The 18,973-nt window shown below is 43.1% G+C and carries 13 protein-coding genes and 1 pseudogene; 9 read left to right on the top strand and 5 right to left on the bottom strand.

What is annotated here, in order from left to right:
- Positions 1–131 precede the first annotated feature (131 nt).
- Positions 132–1,535, bottom strand: a complete 1,404-nt coding sequence (locus FTU91_RS09085) for an amino acid permease (RefSeq protein WP_180081905.1) — start codon at positions 1,533–1,535, stop codon at positions 132–134.
- A gap of 285 nt (positions 1,536–1,820) precedes the next feature.
- Between FTU91_RS09085 and radA the strand changes: the two genes are divergently transcribed.
- From radA to FTU91_RS09070, 3 genes are all read left to right on the top strand, one after another.
- A complete protein-coding gene (radA, locus tag FTU91_RS09080) occupies positions 1,821–3,212 on the top strand; it encodes a DNA repair protein RadA (RefSeq protein ID WP_180081903.1) in 1,392 nt (463 codons plus the stop codon).
- Between the two features lie 113 nt (positions 3,213–3,325).
- Complete coding sequence (locus FTU91_RS09075; RefSeq protein ID WP_180081901.1) at positions 3,326–4,288, top strand: Tim44 domain-containing protein; 963 nt, start codon at positions 3,326–3,328, stop codon at positions 4,286–4,288.
- A 138-nt stretch (positions 4,289–4,426) separates the two neighbouring features.
- Positions 4,427–4,942 carry a tetratricopeptide repeat protein gene (locus FTU91_RS09070; protein ID WP_180081899.1) on the top strand — a complete coding sequence of 172 codons (516 nt, stop codon included), beginning with the start codon at positions 4,427–4,429 and terminating at the stop codon, positions 4,940–4,942.
- A gap of 57 nt (positions 4,943–4,999) precedes the next feature.
- Here FTU91_RS09070 and FTU91_RS09065 read toward each other — a convergent pair whose 3' ends face one another.
- Positions 5,000–5,524, bottom strand: a complete 525-nt coding sequence (locus tag FTU91_RS09065) for a cysteine peptidase family C39 domain-containing protein (RefSeq protein ID WP_180081898.1) — start codon at positions 5,522–5,524, stop codon at positions 5,000–5,002.
- 223 nt (positions 5,525–5,747) lie between these two features.
- Here FTU91_RS09065 and ahcY point away from each other — a divergent pair, with 223 nt between their 5' ends.
- The 6 genes from ahcY (at position 5,748) to FTU91_RS09035 (ending at position 15,711) form a co-directional block, all read left to right on the top strand.
- Positions 5,748–7,130, top strand: coding sequence for an adenosylhomocysteinase (ahcY, locus tag FTU91_RS09060; RefSeq protein WP_166167372.1), 1,383 nt, complete (start codon positions 5,748–5,750; stop codon positions 7,128–7,130).
- Positions 7,131–7,356: 226 nt separating this feature from the next.
- Positions 7,357–8,193, top strand: a complete 837-nt coding sequence (metF, locus tag FTU91_RS09055; protein WP_180043186.1) for a methylenetetrahydrofolate reductase [NAD(P)H] — start codon at positions 7,357–7,359, stop codon at positions 8,191–8,193.
- A 29-nt stretch (positions 8,194–8,222) separates the two neighbouring features.
- Positions 8,223–8,939, top strand: coding sequence for a 16S rRNA (uracil(1498)-N(3))-methyltransferase (locus tag FTU91_RS09050; protein ID WP_180081896.1), 717 nt, complete (start codon positions 8,223–8,225; stop codon positions 8,937–8,939).
- Positions 8,940–9,110: 171 nt separating this feature from the next.
- A complete protein-coding gene (locus tag FTU91_RS09045; RefSeq protein WP_180081894.1) occupies positions 9,111–11,972 on the top strand; it encodes an EAL domain-containing protein in 2,862 nt (953 codons plus the stop codon).
- 145 nt (positions 11,973–12,117) lie between these two features.
- Positions 12,118–14,397 carry an NADP-dependent malic enzyme gene (locus FTU91_RS09040; protein WP_086196232.1) on the top strand — a complete coding sequence of 760 codons (2,280 nt, stop codon included), beginning with the start codon at positions 12,118–12,120 and terminating at the stop codon, positions 14,395–14,397.
- An 81-nt stretch (positions 14,398–14,478) separates the two neighbouring features.
- Entirely contained in the window at positions 14,479–15,711 is a 1,233-nt protein-coding gene (locus FTU91_RS09035) for a multifunctional CCA addition/repair protein (protein ID WP_180081892.1), read from the top strand.
- Positions 15,712–15,850: 139 nt separating this feature from the next.
- Here FTU91_RS09035 and epmA read toward each other — a convergent pair whose 3' ends face one another.
- The 3 genes and pseudogenes from epmA to FTU91_RS09020 all read right to left on the bottom strand — a co-directional run.
- Positions 15,851–16,831 carry an EF-P lysine aminoacylase EpmA gene (epmA, locus tag FTU91_RS09030; RefSeq protein WP_180081890.1) on the bottom strand — a complete coding sequence of 327 codons (981 nt, stop codon included), beginning with the start codon at positions 16,829–16,831 and terminating at the stop codon, positions 15,851–15,853.
- Positions 16,828–17,895 carry a 4-phosphoerythronate dehydrogenase gene (locus tag FTU91_RS09025; protein WP_180081888.1) on the bottom strand — a complete coding sequence of 356 codons (1,068 nt, stop codon included), beginning with the start codon at positions 17,893–17,895 and terminating at the stop codon, positions 16,828–16,830. The genes epmA and FTU91_RS09025 overlap by 4 nt, the downstream gene beginning before the upstream one ends.
- Before the next feature lie 212 nt (positions 17,896–18,107).
- Positions 18,108–18,734, bottom strand: a pseudogene (locus FTU91_RS09020) (CaiB/BaiF CoA transferase family protein); the annotation flags it as partial.
- Positions 18,735–18,973 lie beyond the last annotated feature (239 nt).

Below are 18,973 nucleotides of genomic sequence, written 5' to 3'. Positions count from 1 at the left end.
ACCACCTATTTGATATTTTCGAAGAAGTATAACCTGATCATGGGACATGACCAAAGCACTAAACGCTAGAGATTATAGTGAGATAAAAAAAAACGCCAGTTTCAAACTGGCGTTTTAATCATTTGCAGTGATTATTTATGTTTTGGTTTGTAGAAACCAAAGTAGCCAATAATCAAGATAATGAACCAGATCGGGCTGACCATCAGCGCTTTCATGGTGTCTGCTTCTAAAGACAACACATAAATCATGCCGATAAAGAAGATGATTACCAACCAGCAGGTAAACAATCCACCAGGAAGTTTAAAGGTTGATTTGGCATGCAGTTCTGGACGTGTTTTGTAATACACAATATAGCTCCAGATAATCATCAACCAGACACAGATAAACAGGATGGTTGAAAGCGTGGTTGCCAAAGTAAAAGCTTCAACCGTATTCGGCACGAAGTACTGAAGTGCAGCACCCAGTAACAAACAGATTGCCGAGAAATACAAAGCATTTGCAGGAACAGCACGTTTATTTAAATGACCGAAGGCTTTAGGACCCTGCTCTTCACGTGACAGACCAAACAGCATACGGCTGGTCGAGAACACCCCACTGTTCATGGATGACATCACCGAAGATAACACCACCAAATTCATGATAATCGCTGCAGCAGCAATACCGGCCTGGCTAAACAGGTTGACGAATGGACTGATGTTCGGATCAATCTTGTTCCATGGCGTAACTGACATGACAATGACCAGTGCCAGCACATAGAAAATGATGATACGAATAGGGATCGAGTTGACTGCTTTAGGCAAGTTCTGTTCAGGATCTTTGGTTTCAGCTGCTGTGGTACCCACCAGTTCCACACCGACGAAGGCAAAGATGGCAATCTGGAAACCTGCCAAGAAACCCGTCACGCCTGTTGGGAATAAACCACCATGTGACCAGAGATGAGTAAAGGAAGCGACTTCACCTGCGGTAGAAGAAAACCCGGTAAAGATCATCCACAGACCCACAGTAATCAATACGACAATGGCAATAATCTTGATTAAAGCAAACCAGAACTCTAACTCACCGAACAATTTAACGGTAACCAGATTCAGCCCCATAATAAACACAATGGCGGCAACACTGATCATGACCCCTTCACCAGGCGTAAACGGCAGCCCCCCGTTAAAGAACTGCAGGTAATAAATAATGGCCGACAAGTCAGCAATACCAATGGTGATCCAGCACAGCCAATAGGTCCAGCCGACAAAATAACCCGCCCATGGACCAATCAAATCGGTTGAAAAATCAATAAAAGACTTGTATTTCAGGTTAGACAGTAACAGTTCGCCAAGCGCACGCATGACCAAAAAAACCATAAAACCAATAATCATATAAATGATCAGAATGGATGGTCCGGCCAGGCTGATGGTTTTACCCGAACCCATGAATAGACCTGTACCAATTGCCCCGCCAATCGCAATAAGTTGCAAATGCCGATTCGATAAACTCCGCTGCAGTTCACCACCTTCAGTCAGTAAACTATGGTTCTCATTTGACATTGTTATTTTCGTCTCTCAAATTTCGTGTGATAAAAGTAGCTCAAATTAAAATAAATCAATAAAGTTTTTTGAGCATTTGTTAAATATTTTTCAAGCTTGACTGTATTTTTGTCGCTTTTTCATCCAGATCGAGTCCATTTTACTTTCCTTTTCTTCATTTCCCTTCAAGTGAGCAGTTTACGTGCCAAGATAAAGTTTGGCGAGAATTTATGCAAAAAATTGTATTTCCATACAGCTATTGCTACATTCTTCACCCATCTTCTGATTTATATAGATACCACTCAAATGAGCAAAGTCAAAACTGTTTACCGTTGCGAACAATGTGGAACTGACCATCCGAAATGGGCGGGACAATGTTCAGATTGCGGAGAATGGAATAGTCTGACTGAAGTACGTCTGGAACCTGCCGTAAGTCACCGGGCACAGCCAAAAATGGGCGGCGGCTATGCTGGTCAGGCTGCCAACATCACCACCCTGAATAAAGTTTCTGTTTCACATGAAACACGCTTGGCTACCGGGATAGGTGAATTTGACCGCGTTCTGGGCGGTGGTCTGGTCACCGGTTCAGTGGTTCTGATTGGCGGTGATCCCGGAATTGGTAAATCCACGATTCTTTTACAAACGGCGACCCATATGGCAGTTGCGCAGAGTTCTGCACTCTATGTGACTGGTGAAGAGTCGCTGTCACAAGTCGCTTTGCGTGCCCATCGTCTGGAGTTGCCAACTGAACATCTTAAAGTCATGGCAGAAACCTGTGTGGAACGGATTTGTGAAGTTTTAGCGCAAGAACGCCCTGCTGTTGCCATTCTGGATTCGATTCAAACCTTATATACCGAAACCTTGCAGTCGGCACCGGGTGGTGTTTCGCAAATTCGTGAATCGGCTGCGTTACTGACCCGTTTTGCCAAAAATAGTGGCACAGCGCTGTTCATTGTGGGTCATGTGACCAAAGAAGGCGCATTGGCGGGACCCCGTGTACTGGAACACATGGTCGACTGTGTCCTGTATTTTGAAGGACAATCCGACTCACGTTACCGAATGATTCGCGCGGTAAAAAACCGTTTCGGGGCAGTCAATGAACTGGGCGTGTTTGGCATGACCGATAAAGGCTTACGTGAAGTCTCCAATCCGTCGGCTATTTTCTTAAGCCGTTATGATGAAGCCATTCCCGGTTCAATTGTGATGATCAGCCGCGAAGGCACCCGTCCCCTGTTGGTCGAAGTACAGGCTTTGGTGGATGATGCTCATGGTCAACCGCGTCGTGTGGCACTCGGTCTGGAACAAAACCGCCTGAACATGCTGCTGGCTGTCATGCACCGTCACGGCGGTGTGCAAACTTCCGGACAGGATGTCTATGTCAATGTGGTTGGTGGTTTAAAGATTACTGAAACCGGTTCAGATCTGGCCGTTCTTTTAGCCTGTGCCTCCAGCTTGCGTGGCAAAGCCTTGCCACAACAACTGGCGGTATTTGGAGAAGTCGGATTATCCGGCGAAATTCGTCCGGTGCCGAATGGTCAGGAACGTTTAAAAGAAGCCATTAAGCATGGTTTTAAATACATTATTTTGCCTCGAGGCAATGCGCCACAAAAACCAATTCCGAACGTGCAGATCATTTCGGTAGCACGTTTGCATGAGGCCTTGACTGAAGCCATAAGCTTAAGTGAAGAACTGGCTTAAGCTTAAACATATGAAAGATTATGTAAAAAAACACCAATTTGATATTGAAATTCAGGGCAAATGACTGCATAACTATAGAGCTATAATTTATTTTTTTATTTAGGAAAAAATCGATGGAAGTTCGACAGCGTGGTTTGATGGCCGGTATTTTAATGGCAGCTTTGGTGGTTGCACCGATGGCCGAAGCGAAACGTGCAGGTGGTGGTAAAAGCCATGGTATGAGTCGTTCTGCTGCTCCAACCCAATCTTACCAACAACCGCGTCAAGCTACTCCTGTTCAACAACCTGTTGCTCCTGCCCAACAAAAATCTGGTTCAGGTGTAGGTAAAATGGTTGCTGCTGGTGTTGCTGGTGCTGCAGTTGGTGCAGTTGCAGCTAATGCTTTAGCAGATGATAAAGCTGCAAGTGAAGCACAAACTCAGCAAGAGGAAGAAAAAGGCGGAATTCCGGGCTGGATCTGGATTCTTCTGGCAGCAGCAGTAGCATTCTTCTTGTTCCGTAAATTCGGAGCAAAAAAAAAATTAGCAGCCAATAATCCTTATGCACCAAACAATGCTGGAAACACAGCGCCGTTTGGTCAGCAAAATGCAGCACCACGTACTTCAAATGACAGCACCAATATTTTTGGTCAGTCTGTAGGTGGTTCTGCAGGTGCAGCAACTCAAGCACCTTTTGGTGCAGCTTCAACACAAAGCGGCAACCAATTGCCAGATGGCACCGAACCTGCTGCATTCTTGCGTGTTGCCCGTCAACGCTTTAACCATATTCAGTCCATGAATACAGCAAGCAACATTGCTGAAATTCAACGTTATTTAACCCCTGATCTTTATCAGTCTATGTATAACGACATTATGGCGAACCAAGACCAGGACGTTGCCGAGTTCTCTAACCTGAATGCAATGGTGGTCGATTCTGCAACTGAAAATGGTCAATATGTTGTAAGTGTTCGTTTTACCGGTACAGTAAGCGAAGACTTAAACAGCTTGCCACAACCTTTTGCAGAAGTTTGGCATTTTGTAAAACCTGCGGGTTCTAATCAGGACTGGTTGGTTGCCGGTATTCAGCAAGAACACTGAGTGTTTGTGAACACCCTCTCGGTTAAAAGCACTGACATGAGTTGATGTTTTTAGTCACGATACTGTAAAAGCCAATCTTCGGATTGGCTTTTTTATTTCATTCCTTTTAGGCTATAGCAAAAGTTTTTGGATATAGGTATGTCTAACCGAATTTCTCCTCCTGCCTCACTGATGAATTTAGCCATTACAGGAAATGCAAAAGCGCAATTTGAACTGGCTGAGCTGTATATGCAAAGCGAGCATGATGATGACATTATTCTTGCCGAAGAATGGGCGCTGAAAGCCGCAGAAAATGGTAATGTCGAAGCGATGTACTGGCTGGGTGAAGGTTATACCGTTTATGCCAAAGACTTGGCTGAAGAAGACCCGGAAGAATCCAAAGCACATTTTGAACTCGGCTATTACTGGCTGAGTAAAGCCAATATACAGAAACACCCTGCTGCGACTTTAGAATTGGCGGGTTATTTCCGTCGTGGTGATGTAATTGAAAAAGATGTGACCAAATCTGTGTCTTTAGTCAAGCAGGCTTCTGAATGGGGTGAAGTTCAAGCTATGCGTGATTTGGCCTTTATCTATGAAAATGGTCTAGGCATAGAAACAGATGAAGAACAAGCAGATTACTGGACTGAAAAAGCAAAGGCTGCTGAAAAATAAATTAAAGATGAAAAAGCCCATCATTTGATGGGCTTTTGTTTTATACAATTTTAAATATTAGCGCTCGATATCATCATTAATATCGACCACAATCACTTGTCTGCAAATACCTTCTACATTTCGTTGTTGTTCAAATATAGCGGCAGGCATCACATCAAAACTGTCAAAAAAGCAGATTTCATCTTCATTGGCATCATAAACAAGAGAATGATTACCCACGCCTTCCAAGGTGTCGTAATAAACAATCACAAATTTATTTTGATCAAATGCTAGCTGGATTTGCTGATAATTTAATGCAGGAAGAATAGGTAAATTCAGTTGCTCAGCTTCCTGATAACTAAGCTTTTCACTCTCCTGAAGATCAGGGTCAGGATCGGTATAAAACTGCACATGAAAACCAAACTTTTTTAGTGCTACAGCTAGACCGATGGTCGTCGTGCCATTTTCACCATCATATCCACAGACCTCTACCAGCTGCTGAATATCGGCATCAATACCTAAATGTTGCAGCAGCATCCAAACTGCAAAAATTCCGCCATTTGCTTCCAGACGGGCTAATTCTTCAGGCATTTCTAAAGCCATAATAAAAGCTCAAAAATATAATTGTGTTGATAATAATCAATTTCAGATTGGAACAAAATCAATTTCCAAGTACAATACTTCGCTAGTCGAGGGATGCTGCGACGTTTTACAGGTACAAAATGTAAAAGCGCCAGGCTCGACGATCGGTTGAACTTGTCTGATCAACCAACAACGGCATCCGCGAACTGAATGATCAATTATTGTTTTTTATAAGGAGATCGTGATGAACGCGGTTAATGCTTCATTTACAGATTATAAAGTTGCCGATATTTCCCTAGCTGACTACGGCCGTAAAGAAATTAAACTTGCTGAAGCAGAAATGCCAGCGCTGATCGGCTTACGTAAACGCTACTCAGCAGCAAAACCACTTGCAGGCGCGAAAATTCTCGGCTGTATTCACATGACCATTCAAACTGCAGTTTTAATTGAAACTTTAGTTGAATTGGGCGCTGAAGTACGTTGGACTTCTTGCAACATCTTCTCTACTCAAGACCACGCAGCTGCTGCAATCGCTGCACGCGGTATTCCTGTTTTTGCCTGGAAAGGTGAAACTGAAGAAGAATACATGTGGTGTTTGGAACAACAAATCAACGTGAATGGCAAACCTTGGGATGCCAACATGATTCTGGACGATGGCGGCGACTTGACTGCTCTTGTTCACGAAAAATATCCTGAAGTGTTAGCGAAAATCCATGGTGTGACTGAAGAGACCACTACGGGTGTGCAACGTCTTTATGAAATGTTACGTGACGGCACTTTAAAAGTTCCTGCAATCAACGTAAATGACTCAGTAACCAAGTCCAAAAACGACAACAAATACGGTTGCCGCCATTCTCTAAACGATGCCATCAAACGCGGTACTGACATGTTGATGTCTGGTCGTCGTGCACTGGTGATTGGTTACGGTGACGTAGGTAAAGGTTCTGCTCAATCACTTCGTCAAGAAGGCATGATCGTACGTGTTACTGAAATCGATCCAATCTGTGCAATGCAAGCATGTATGGACGGTTACGAAGTTGTATCTCCATACAAAAACGGCGTGCAAACAGGTAAAAAAGAAGACGTAAATGCGGATCTTCTTCAAAACACTGACTTGATCGTAACGACTACAGGTAACTACCACGTATGTGACGCTGCAATGTTAGATACATTAAAAGCAGGTGCAGTGGTGTGTAACATCGGTCACTTCGATACTGAAATCGATACCAACTACCTACGTGGCTACAAATGGGTTGAAGTTAAACCTCAAGTACACCAAGTGTATCGTTCAGAAAATGAAAACGATTATTTAATCCTTCTTTCTGAAGGTCGTTTAGTGAATCTGGGTAATGCGACTGGTCACCCATCACGTGTGATGGACGGTTCATTTGCCAATCAGGTATTGGCTCAAATGCACTTGTTTGCCGAAAAATTTGCTGATCTTCCTGAAGAGCAAAAACAGGCTGCGATTCGTGTAGAACTGCTTCCTAAGAAACTGGACGAAGAAGTTGCTGCGGCAATGGTTGCCGGTTTCGGCGGTGTCTTGACTCAATTGACTCAAGAACAGGCTGATTACCTTGGCGTACAAGTTGAAGGTCCATTCAAATCTGAGACTTATAAATACTAATACCCCTCACCCCATCCCTCTCCCTGAGCTTGTTTTAAGCATTGCTTTAAAACAAGAGCAAGAGAGGGTGAGCACCAGATTTATTTCCGATGGATGTTTAATTTCATCATATGAATAAATATGGCTTAAACCCTGCATAATTCAGTAATGAATTCTCCTCTCCCTTTGGGAGAGGTCAGGGAGAGGGTGAAAAATTAAAACAGTACTTATAAAAAGGATTTGAAAAATGACCAAACGTGTTCCAATTTCTTTTGAGTTTTTCCCGACCAAAACTGATGCCGGGGCGGAAAAACTTCGTGTTGTGCATAAAGAATTACAACTGTTAAATCCTGAGTTCTTTTCAGTGACTTATGGTGCCGGTGGTTCCACTCGTGAACGTACACTTGCTGCAATCAATGACTTTAATGGCAAAGGCACGCCTGTTGCCCCTCACCTGTCTTGTATCGGTGATGACAAAGCGCGTATCGCAGAATTGCTTGATCTATACAAATCACAAGGCATCGACCGTATTGTGGCGCTTCGTGGTGACTTGCCTTCAGGTCAGGTTGGCCTGGGTGAATTACCTTATGCGCAGGATCTGGTTCGTTTTATCCGCGAACATTCAGGCGATCACTTCCACATTGAAGTGGCCGCTTACCCGGAAATGCACCCACAGGCAGAAAACTTTGATAAAGACATTCAACACTTTGTCGAAAAAGCCAATGCCGGTGCCAATGCCGCTCTAACCCAGTTCTTCTTTAATCCGGATGCCTACTTCTATTTTGTAGATCGCATTCAGAAAGAAGGTGTGAACATTCCGGTGGCTCCGGGTATTATGCCAATTACCAATGCCAGCAATCTGATTCGCTTCGCAGATGGTACCGGTGCAGAAATCCCGCGCTGGATTCGCAAGCAATTGGCGACTTATGGCGATGACACGGCAAGTATCAAGGCCTTTGGTCATGAAGTTGTGGTGAAATTGTGTGAACGTCTGCTTGCAGGCGGTGCACCGAGCTTGCACTTCTACACTATGAACACGACAGATCCAACACGTCAACTCGTGACTGATCTTGGTCTAGCTTAATTTATATCTGATTTGTGAGTAATACTTAAATGCCACGTTTTTATATTGAAGCTGACTTAGCAGTGGATATGAATGCTGAATTAACTGAAACGATTTTTCATCACTGGGTCAAAGTATTACGTGCACAAGTCGGTGAAAAAGCCACCTTGTTCAATGGACGGGGTGGTGAATATGAAGTTACGCTTATTGAAGTCGCAAAAAAATCAGCCCATGTTTCTGTCGATTCCTTCAATCCTGATGACCGTACTCCAGCTTTTAGTACCTTGCTTGGACAGGTAATGAGTAAAGGGGATCGAATGGATTATGTCATTCAAAAAGCCACAGAACTTGGCGTATCCAAAATCCAGTTGCTGACTTCTGAACGCTGTGAAATGCGCCTTAAATATGATCGTGACCAAAAGAAAATAGATCACTGGCAAGGCATTGCCATCGCTGCTTGTGAGCAATGCGGCATGAACAAAGTTCCTGAAGTGTTAGCACCTGTATCTTTACAAGACTGGTTAGAGACAGAACTCCCGACCACAAAACTGGTGCTTGCTCCGAATAAAGATCAAGTGAATGTGCTGGAAAATGCGACACAAGACATTGCGCTATTAATTGGACCTGAAGGTGGTCTAAGTGAAACGGAAATACAATTATCCAACCAAGCAGGCTTTATAAACTGGTGCATCGGCAATCGTGTATTACGAACAGAAACGGCGCCGATTGTTGCTTTATCTATTTTAAATTATAACTTAACTGTATAGTTCATCAAAATTTGGATGAATAACTTGTGATGTGATTGATTTTTTTCAACAACATTATTACTCTTGAATTAAAGATACAAATGTATATTTAAAATACAGTTTATTTTTTTAACTCAATCAATATTTAGAAAGTAAATTTATTGCAAAATAATAATTAAGGTTTTTGCCTGTATGTCAGATCTTCAAGACGAGTATATTAAACAGCATGTGAATGCTGCACAAATTAGCAATACAATTCGACTTAGCCGCTTCTTTATAGTCAGTATTGTGATTGTATCGGCATATGTTTATGGCATTTACCAATTTTATTTTATAAAACCTTCTTTTTATTTCAATTTTTGGTTTATAGGCACCGAACTCTTGTGTTGCCTGTGTTTGCTAATTAACAGTGTTTATTTTAAACCCGACCAATTTGCCTTAGCTCATGCGCATCGTTGGCTACAAATTCAAAGTTTAGTGATTGGTAGCTGTATTGCCTTAGGTATGGGCCTGGTTTACTACTATTTACCTCAATACAACCCTGCCTTTAGTCATGTTCATGCCTTAATTTTGTCAGCATTATTACTGATTGTGAGTCAGGCATTTGCCCTGACCTTTTTAACCCAGCGCTTAACTTATTTCTGTCTGGCATTTATACCTGCTATTTTTCCTTATCTGGCTTCACAATTTATCAGCACAGAAACATCAGATCCTTTATTCCATCTCACCATTAATTTTGCACTGATTGTCATTTTATTATGCGCCAATATCACATCGCGTATTCATCAGCGTATTTCTGTACTGTACTCAAAAAACAACCGTTTAGTTAAAAATGCCAAACAACAGGTTTTATGGACCGATGAATTATGCAAACAGTTACAAGCTGAAATTAATAAATCAAAAGATATAGAGCTGCAATTACAATTAAACAATCAGCTGCTGGAGCAAAAAGTTAAAGAACGAACTGTTGATATTGCCAAAATGAATGCTGATCTGGAAAATCAGCAACAGAATCTGGTTTTGGCACATGAAATTGCCGGACTACGCCCCTGGGACTGGAATATCAAAGATCGTGAAATTCTGGTGACGGACGCAAAACAGCAAAAAACCCTGAAGCCCTCTAAACTGCATCATCATCAACTGCAAAATATTATTCATCTGGATGATATTGAGCAGTTCAAGCATGCAATGAAACAACATTTACGTGGTCAGTCACCACTTTATGAAGCCAGCTATCGAATTCAGAACAGCAATGGCAAGTGGAAATGGGTCCATGATATTGGTCGGGTCATTGCTCGTGATCCGGTCAATAAAAAGCCCCTGCGCATGGTGGGTATCCGTCGTGACATTCATCAGGAACGTACCGATCAGGAACGCTTAAAATTAGCTGCCAGTGTACTTCAGCAAGCAACTGAAGGCATTTTTATTCTCGATGATCAGCTATGCTACATTGACGTCAATCCATTTTATGAACAACTCACCGGTTTTACTCACCGACATATTATTGGCAAAAATTTATTTGATATTACGGAAAATTATCAGTCACAACAAAGAAACAGCCACTACTCGATTCTTCAGCAGCTGGGAAAAATCGGTGAGTTTGATGGTGAACTGCAGGAAACATTCCTTTCAGGTGAAGAAGCAACCATCTGGATGCGCATTAATGCCATTAGCGATGAGCAGAACCGTGTCACCCACTATATCGGTATCGTCTCCGATTTAACTGAACGTAAACTGCAAGAACAACGGTTGTCTTATTTAGAAAATTACGATCCTTTAACCGATTTGCCGAACCGTTTTTATTACAACTACCAGTTACATCAATATTTAATTAGTCAAAAAGATTCCATTAAGCAGCTGGCCGTTATTCGTTTAAATATCGATCGTTTCAGGCCTTTAAATGAATTTTTAAGTAATAGTGGTGGTGACGAACTGTTACGCCAAGTTGCACAAAGACTGCGACTGACTAATACCGAAGCATTATTTGTAGCGCATCTGAATGGTGATGATTTTGCAATTGTCTATGAGGTTTCACCTACTAACCCGTCGATTCAACATCATTGTGAACGTATAAGTAAAGCTTTTTCCTTACCCTTTAACATTTTCGATCAGGACCATATTATCACCCTGTCCATGGGCGTTGCATTCTATCCGGAAAATGGACGTCAGCTGGATTATCTGAATAATTGCGCTGAACAAGCCTTGACTGAAGCAAAAAACCTGGGCGGCAATGCCTGTCGTTTCTACTCCAATAACAGTAGCGCTTTACTTGAACAAGGCATTTATCTGGAACGCGATTTGCGCCATGCCATCAATAATAATGAGCTAATTGTTTACTATCAGCCGAAAATAAATTTCAGTGATCAAAATATTTACGGTTTTGAAGCACTGGTGCGCTGGAATCATCCAAGCAAGGGCATTATTCCTCCGAACCTGTTTATTCCTCTAGCAGAACAAACCAGCCTGATCTCGGATATTGGCCGGATTGTGATTCAACAAACAGCCAAACAGATCCGCTACTGGAACAATATCGGGTTTGACAATATTTGCATATCCGTCAATGTGGTGGCCCAGCAATTACAACGCGGACAATTGCTGGAAGATCTGGATCATGCCATCCAGACCTATAACATTTGTGGTTCCAGCCTGGAACTTGAAATTACCGAATCATCGTTACTGGAAAATTCAGTCACGGTGAAAAACCTGTTGAATGAAATTAAAAAACGGAAAATTCATATCTCGCTAGATGATTTTGGCACAGGCTACTCTTCCCTGTCTTATCTTGCCGATTTCCCGATTGATATACTTAAAATAGATCGCAGTTTTATATCCAAAATCGGAAAAAATAAGCAGGAAGCGATTGTCAGTGCTATGATCGCCATGGGCAAAGCTATGGGAATGATGGTGGTTGCAGAAGGTATTGAAACTAAGCAACAACTACAGTACCTGCAAGATCTGGAATGCGATATTGCTCAAGGTTTCTTTTTTTCCAAGCCGCTTCCTGAAAAAGAAGCCACCACATACCTGGAACAACATCGACTTATACCTTCTTGATATAAGTCAACCTTTCACCCCCCAACTTTGCCTGAAAAAGACACATACGCGACTGTGATAAGGTCGCAACAAATGTTATATTCGATGCAACCAAGCAGAAAACCAGCAGCTTTGCTGAATTACTCCAGTAACAAACGAGATACAGATGGAAGATCAATCTTTAAAACAACAGGCATTGTATTATCACGAATTCCCAACACCAGGAAAAATCAGCGTCACGCCTAGCAAGCAACTGGTCAATCAACGTGACTTAGCGCTTGCCTACTCACCAGGTGTTGCTGCACCATGTCTTGAGATTGAACGTGACCCTTCAACTGCTGCCCTTTATACTGCACGCGGTAACCTTGTAGCAGTGGTGAGTAATGGTACTGCAGTACTGGGTTTAGGAAATATCGGTCCTTTGGCATCTAAACCGGTAATGGAAGGTAAAGGCGTACTGTTCAAAAAATTTGCCGGTGTCGATGTATTCGATATTGAAATTGATGAAAACGACCCTGACAAAATTGTCGACATCGTGGCCGCGCTAGAACCTACTTTTGGTGGGATTAACCTTGAAGATATCAAGGCACCAGAATGTTTCTATATCGAGCAAAAACTTCGTGAACGCATGAACATTCCTGTGTTCCACGATGACCAGCATGGTACCTCTATTATTGTGGGTGCAGCTCTTCTGAATGCATTGCAATTTAACGGCAAAAAAATTGAAGAAATCAAGATTGTTGCTTCAGGCGCAGGTGCAGCAGCACTGTCTTGCTTAAATCTTCTTTGTGCCCTGGGTGCTAAGAAAGAGAATATCATCGTTGCCGATTCACGTGGTCTATTAACCACTCAGCGTGAAGGTCTGGATGAATCTAAAAAAGCATACGTACAAGACATCACCGCTACTCAGCTCGGTGAAGTACTTGAAGGTGCTGATATGTTCCTGGGTCTGTCAGCTGCCGGTATTCTCACCAAAGAAATGGTGAAAACCATGGCTGCAAATCCGATTATCTTTGCCTTGGCAAACCCGGATCCAGAAATTCTGCCTGAACATGCACATGAAGTTCGTGATGACGTGATCATGGCAACTGGTCGTTCAGACTATCCAAACCAGGTAAATAATGCACTGTGCTTCCCGTATATCTTCCGTGGCGCGCTTGACGTTGGCGCAACCACCATCAATGAAGAAATGAAGATTGCCTGTGTACATGCCATTGCGCGCATGGCACATGTTGAAGCAGATGCAGCATCGTATGGTGAAAAATCAGCATCATTTGGCCGTGACTATTTAATTCCGCGTCCACTCGATCAGCGTTTGATTCTTGAAATTGCCCCGGCAATTGCACAGGCAGCGATGGACTCTGGCGTAGCCACTCGCCCGATTCAGGACTTCTCTGCTTACCGTCAACGTCTGTCTGAGTTTGTTTACAACTCTGCATTCATGATGAAACCAATTTTCGCCCAGGCGAAAACTGATCCTAAGCGTATTGCCTATGCTGAAGGTGAAGACCTGCGTGTACTTCGTGCAGTACAAATTGCAGTCGATGAAGGTCTGGCTAAACCAATCCTTGTCGGTCGCCCTGCAGTGATTGAAGCAAATATCAAGAAATTAGGTCTACGTCTTGAAGATGGAGTGAACATCACCATTATCGATCAAGAAAAGAACCCACATTACGAAATGTTTGCTGATGACTACTACAGCATCATGCAACGTAAAGGTGTGACACCTGAGTATGCGCAACGTGAAGCACGTCGCCGTTCTACCTTAATTGCATCTATGCTGGTGAAACACGGTCTTGCAGACGGTATGCTGTGTGGTACCTACTCAAGTTATGACATTCATCTTGACTTCGTAAGCAACATCATTGGTAAGAAAGAAGGTCATAACACATTCTTTACGCTCAATGCATTAATGCTTGAAGACCGTAACCTGTTCATCGCGGATACATACATTAACCGTAACCCGACAGCTGAACAGCTTGCTGAAATGACCATTTTGGCTGCTGAAGAAGTACGTCGTTTTGGTGTAACACCACGTATCGCACTTCTTTCTCACTCAAGCTTCGGTAGCGACCAAGATGACTTAAGCGCGCAAAAAATGCGTAAAGTGTATGACATCTTGTCTGAAACTGCGCCTGAACTGGAAGTTGAAGGTGAAATGCACGGTGATGCGGCACTTGACGAAAACATCCGTCACTTTGCTTTCCCGAACTCACGTTTCAAAGGTTCTGCAAACTTGCTGATTATGCCAAACCTGGATGCAGCCAACATTTCGTTTAACCTGTTGAAATCGACTTCAGGGAATAACGTTACCATTGGTCCTATCCTGTTAGGTGTATCTAAACCTGTCCACATCCTGACACCAACTACGACTACACGTCGCTTGGTGAACATGACTGCATTAACCGTTGCTGAAATTCAGGAAAATGAAAAATTAGCACTTTGATTTAGTCAGCTAGATCACATTTTGTGACTTGAGAAAACCTCTATTCTGTAGCATGATTGCTTGAAGAATAGAGGTTTTTTCATGCAAGTTTATTTAGTAGGCGGTGCGGTTCGAGATCACTTGCTCGGGCACCCCTATCACGAGAAAGATTATGTTGTGGTCGGTGCAACACCGGAACAACTTCTTGCTCAGGGCTATCAGCCTGTGGGTAAGGATTTCCCTGTTTTTTTACATCCAGAAACAAAAGAAGAATATGCACTGGCACGCACTGAACGTAAATCAGGTCGTGGCTATCATGGCTTTGAATTTTATACCGATCCGAGCGTTAGTCTTGAAGATGATCTGATTCGTCGTGACCTGACCATCAATGCCATGGCCATGGATAACGAAGGCAATATTTATGATCCTTATGCGGGTCAGCAGGACTTGGAACAACGCATTTTACGCCATGTATCCGATGCCTTTGTTGAAGATCCGCTACGTGTTCTGCGCATTGCGCGCTTTGCTGCACGTTATAAAAGTTTAGGCTTTAGCGTGGCAGAAGAAACCCTCACCTTAATGAAACAATTGGTGGAATCAGGTGAACTCAATGCGCTAATTAAGGAACGTGTCTGGAAAGAAACTTCCCGTGCGCTGATGGAAGATTATGCCGATGAATATTTTACCGTTTTACGTACCTGTGGTGCGTTAAAAGTCCTGTTCCCGGAGCTGGATGCTTTATACGGTATTCCACAGCGCCCTGAATATCATCCGGAAATTGACAGTGGCATTCATACCATGATGTCATTACAACAGGCCTGTAAAGCCGACTATTCTTTAGATGTCCGCTTCGCAGTGCTGGTTCACGACTTGGGCAAGGCCTTGACACCAGCAAATGAATTACCGCGCCATATCATGCACGAAGAACGCGGGGTCAAACCGGTGACTGAACTCTGTGACCGTCTGAAAGTCCCAACCAATACCAAACAGCTGGCCATTGCAGTCTGTAAAGAACATTTAAAATGCCATCAGGCCTTAAGCCTGAAACCGGGTACTTTATGGCGTTTGTTGCAACGTCTGGATGTGTTACGTCGCCCTGAACGAGTGGAGGCGTTTATACAGGCCTGTGAATGCGACTCCCGTGGTCGTTTAGGGCTAGAAGATCGTGAGTATCCTCAGGCTGCTTATATACTTAAGGCAATGGAAGTGGTCCGCAATATTAAAGCGCAAGACTTACCTGCCGATGTGAAAGGTCAAGAAATTGGTGAGATGTTGATTCAAAAACGAATCGAAGCACTTGCTGAACTTAAGCATCAATATGCTGAAATTGCATAAATAAAAAGCCCCGAGTGGGGCTTTTAAATCTTTAACAATCTCCCTAAATCCCTCTTTTCCCAAAAAGGAACTTCTCCATTTTCACCAAGGGAGTCAGGACGAATTTTGGCTGATCAACAAATATGAGCAATAGCTGAAATCAGGAAATATCCGCCGGAAAAGTAACTACTTTTTCAAGTTTCATTTGCTCTGTAGCGACCATCAATAACCGGTCAATGCCTAAAGCAATACCGGAACACTCTGTCATGTGCGGCAATGCAGCAAGCAGATATTCATCAATCGGCATGACATGTAAGCCCAGTTTTGCACGTTCGGCATTATCTGCTTCAAAGCGGGAACGCAGTACATCGGCATCAATCAATTCATCATAAGCATTGGCCAATTCCAGACCTTCGATATACAGCTCGAAGCGGGCAGCCACCAGTTCCCCATCCTCATCGATTCGGGTTTTGGCCAAGGAGGCCAGTTCAGCGGGAAAATCGGTTAAAAATACTGGCGTATCAAAACCCAGGCTCGGTTCGACAAAGTGCGAAAAAAGCAAATCGATATAACCCAGGCGATCATCACCTAGGTCCAGATTCAAGCCGACCCGGTTACAGCAGTCTTTCAGCTCTTTTAAACTGGCTTGCAATGGATTGATATTCAGACGATCCATAAAAGCGTGTTTATAGCTGAGGATCGTTGGACGAACATCACCAAAACGCTGTTTTAAAGTCACATTGAGCAAATCGGTTACTTCAAACATCAAATCTTTCAAGCTAAATCCGGGACGATACCACTCCAGCATGGTGAACTCGCTATTGTGTTTACGCCCATGTTCATCATCACGAAAGACTTTGCAGATTTGATAGATTGGACCACTGCCACTGGCCAGCAAGCGTTTCATGGAAAATTCGGGCGAGGTTTGCAAATAGTGGGTGTGTAATTTACCTTGTAAATGACGCTGTGCCTGTATAGAGGCCAGATGTACATCGGTCACTCCGGCCTGCGACAAGACTGGCGTTTCAACTTCCAGTACATCCCGTCCGGCAAAAAACTGGCGGATCTGTGCATACATTTTGGCACGTGCCTGCATGGCCTTTAAGTCACAAGTCGGCTGATAAGCAATAGATTGACTCATGCCTTCGGGCCTCCATGTGCTGCCCATTCACGGCGCAAGGGATAGGTTTTACGCAAATAATCAAAGGCTTTTTGCTCAACCTTGCCATCTTTCAGGCAGGCCCTTAAGTTGGCATCATCACGGGCAATATCATAGATTTGGGTTAAATATTGCTTTAACACAGCCTTTAAATCACGCTCTTTAAAATATGGTTCACAGACAGGCAATTGCGTTTCAAATTGCTTTGTCGCTGGGTAATGAAAGGTACTGCAGAATGCATCGTAGATCATTTGTGTACCACGTGCCTTTCCTTCCAAGCTATACCCGGCAATATGCGGTGTAACCAAACGAATTAAATTTAACAGCTGTTCTGATATTTCAGGTTCATGTTCAAATACATCGAGAACTACTGGACGCTGGTTCTGTTGAATATCGACAATTAAAGCCGATTCTTCTATTACTGGGCCACGTGCCGAATTAATTAAAATCGCTGCAGGCTTCATCTGTGCTAAAGCTTCAGCGTTGATGAGATGGTAAGTTGGATGATTGCCTGTTTTGGTTAAAGGCACATGGGTGGAAATCGCATCGGCTGTTTTTAATAGGGTATTTAAATCTACTTGCTCAATTTGTTCACGCTGTACGAAGGGATCATGACCAATCACCTTCCAGCCCAGAAATTTGGCCATAATAGCTAGACGTGAACCGACATTGCCCAGACCGATAATACCCAAAGTAAAGCTGTCATTGGCATCGATCAGTTCAGGTTTTAAATGCAGTAAAGCGGTAATCACATATTCCGCAACGGCCTGCGCATTACAGCCTGCAGCATTCGACCAGGCAATGTTGCATTGTTCTAAAGCAACTATATCCAGATGATCGGTGCCAATGGTCGCACTGCCGACAAATTTTAATCTTGTGTCCTGAACCAGCCCGGCATTGACTTGGGTCACAGAACGCACCAGTAACGCTTCTGCATCTTTCACATCCGCATGGGTTAAGGTTCGTCCTGCAACCTGCTGAATTTCTCCAAAATCGGCAAAGAAATATTCAGTAAATGCCAGATTTTCATCTGCGACAATTTTCATAATGCAATCCAATGATCTTATGCTGATTATGATAACGCTTAGCACGGCATCTGACCAAGCACCTTGTAGGTATCGCTTTCTTGCATTGGATAATTTCACAAACACCGTGATGCATAAAATGGATGTCATCTTTCCTGGCAGAAAAAAGGACCGAATGCTTTAACATTCCGGTCAAACAGAGGCAAAACCAATATGCATCACAAGAATGCTGCTTAAGCTACCTCTCCATCAATAATGCCTTGCAATTTTAAGGCATGCAGCTCATCTGCCGTTTTAAGACGTGACAGAATCTGCCTGGTATGTTCACCCAACTGCGGTGGTGCATTGCGATATTCTACCGGCGTATCTGAAAGTTTGATTGGCGAAGCAATCACTTTGAAATTTTCATTCAAGGCATGTGGAATGTTCACCACCATGTCTCGATGCTGAATTTGCGGTTCAGCCAAGGCATCTTCCACTGAATTGATCACCCCCACCGGCACTTTCATGGCGTGAATGGCATCAACCCAATCTTTAGCATTTTTACCAAGGAAATATTCAGACAGTAAGGCAATCAGCTCATCACGATGCTTGACCCGATCCTGATTATGCTGGAATTTCACTTCTTGCAATAATTCAGGAAGTCCAATCGCAAGACATAGATCTTTAAATTTTTTGTCATTACAATAGGCAATAATAAATTCCTTATCTTTGGCCTTAAAGGTTTGATATGGCACAATATTGCGATGACTATTGCCCATCCGTTTTGGCGAAATTCCAGTGCTTAAATAGTTCATACCCTGATTGGCCAACGTGGCAACTTGTACATCCAGTAAAGACATATCGATATACTGCCCCCGTTTATAAAGCGAGAATATTATGCGAGAACAATCCGTACGCCAGTCTTTAAGTACACACGATTTAAATCATGCCATCTTAAACGGCCCAATTCCCCTTGTAGTAACATTATAAATAACCCGAATTACGGATAAGAAAACCGCTTGAAAAAAAGATGGTTAGAGCCATTTAGAAAGTTACTACACAAACCAAAGACTCTAACCACCATGTTTGATTTTACAGAAATCTTCTGTGTTATTGA

Origin of the sequence: Acinetobacter sp. YH12201 (assembly GCF_013418145.1) — a bacterium.
Taxonomy (GTDB): Bacteria; Pseudomonadota; Gammaproteobacteria; order Pseudomonadales; family Moraxellaceae; genus Acinetobacter.
This window is presented reverse-complemented; position numbering and strand designations above follow the sequence as displayed.

What these genes read in the sequence shown, in the direction of transcription:
- ahcY (WP_166167372.1), top strand. Translation starts at nt 5,748, where the DNA reads ATGAACGCGGTTAATGCTTCATTTACAGATTATAAAGTTGCCGATATT.
- FTU91_RS09070 (WP_180081899.1), top strand. Translation starts at nt 4,427, where the DNA reads ATGTCTAACCGAATTTCTCCTCCTGCCTCACTGATGAATTTAGCCATT.
- FTU91_RS09045 (WP_180081894.1), top strand. Translation starts at nt 9,111, where the DNA reads ATGTCAGATCTTCAAGACGAGTATATTAAACAGCATGTGAATGCTGCA.
- FTU91_RS09085 (WP_180081905.1), bottom strand. Translation starts at nt 1,535, where the DNA reads ATGTCAAATGAGAACCATAGTTTACTGACTGAAGGTGGTGAACTGCAG.
- FTU91_RS09040 (WP_086196232.1), top strand. Translation starts at nt 12,118, where the DNA reads ATGGAAGATCAATCTTTAAAACAACAGGCATTGTATTATCACGAATTC.
- FTU91_RS09075 (WP_180081901.1), top strand. Translation starts at nt 3,326, where the DNA reads ATGGAAGTTCGACAGCGTGGTTTGATGGCCGGTATTTTAATGGCAGCT.
- metF (WP_180043186.1), top strand. Translation starts at nt 7,357, where the DNA reads ATGACCAAACGTGTTCCAATTTCTTTTGAGTTTTTCCCGACCAAAACT.
- FTU91_RS09035 (WP_180081892.1), top strand. Translation starts at nt 14,479, where the DNA reads ATGCAAGTTTATTTAGTAGGCGGTGCGGTTCGAGATCACTTGCTCGGG.
- FTU91_RS09065 (WP_180081898.1), bottom strand. Translation starts at nt 5,524, where the DNA reads ATGGCTTTAGAAATGCCTGAAGAATTAGCCCGTCTGGAAGCAAATGGC.
- FTU91_RS09050 (WP_180081896.1), top strand. Translation starts at nt 8,223, where the DNA reads ATGCCACGTTTTTATATTGAAGCTGACTTAGCAGTGGATATGAATGCT.
- epmA (WP_180081890.1), bottom strand. Translation starts at nt 16,831, where the DNA reads ATGAGTCAATCTATTGCTTATCAGCCGACTTGTGACTTAAAGGCCATG.
- radA (WP_180081903.1), top strand. Translation starts at nt 1,821, where the DNA reads ATGAGCAAAGTCAAAACTGTTTACCGTTGCGAACAATGTGGAACTGAC.
- FTU91_RS09025 (WP_180081888.1), bottom strand. Translation starts at nt 17,895, where the DNA reads ATGAAAATTGTCGCAGATGAAAATCTGGCATTTACTGAATATTTCTTT.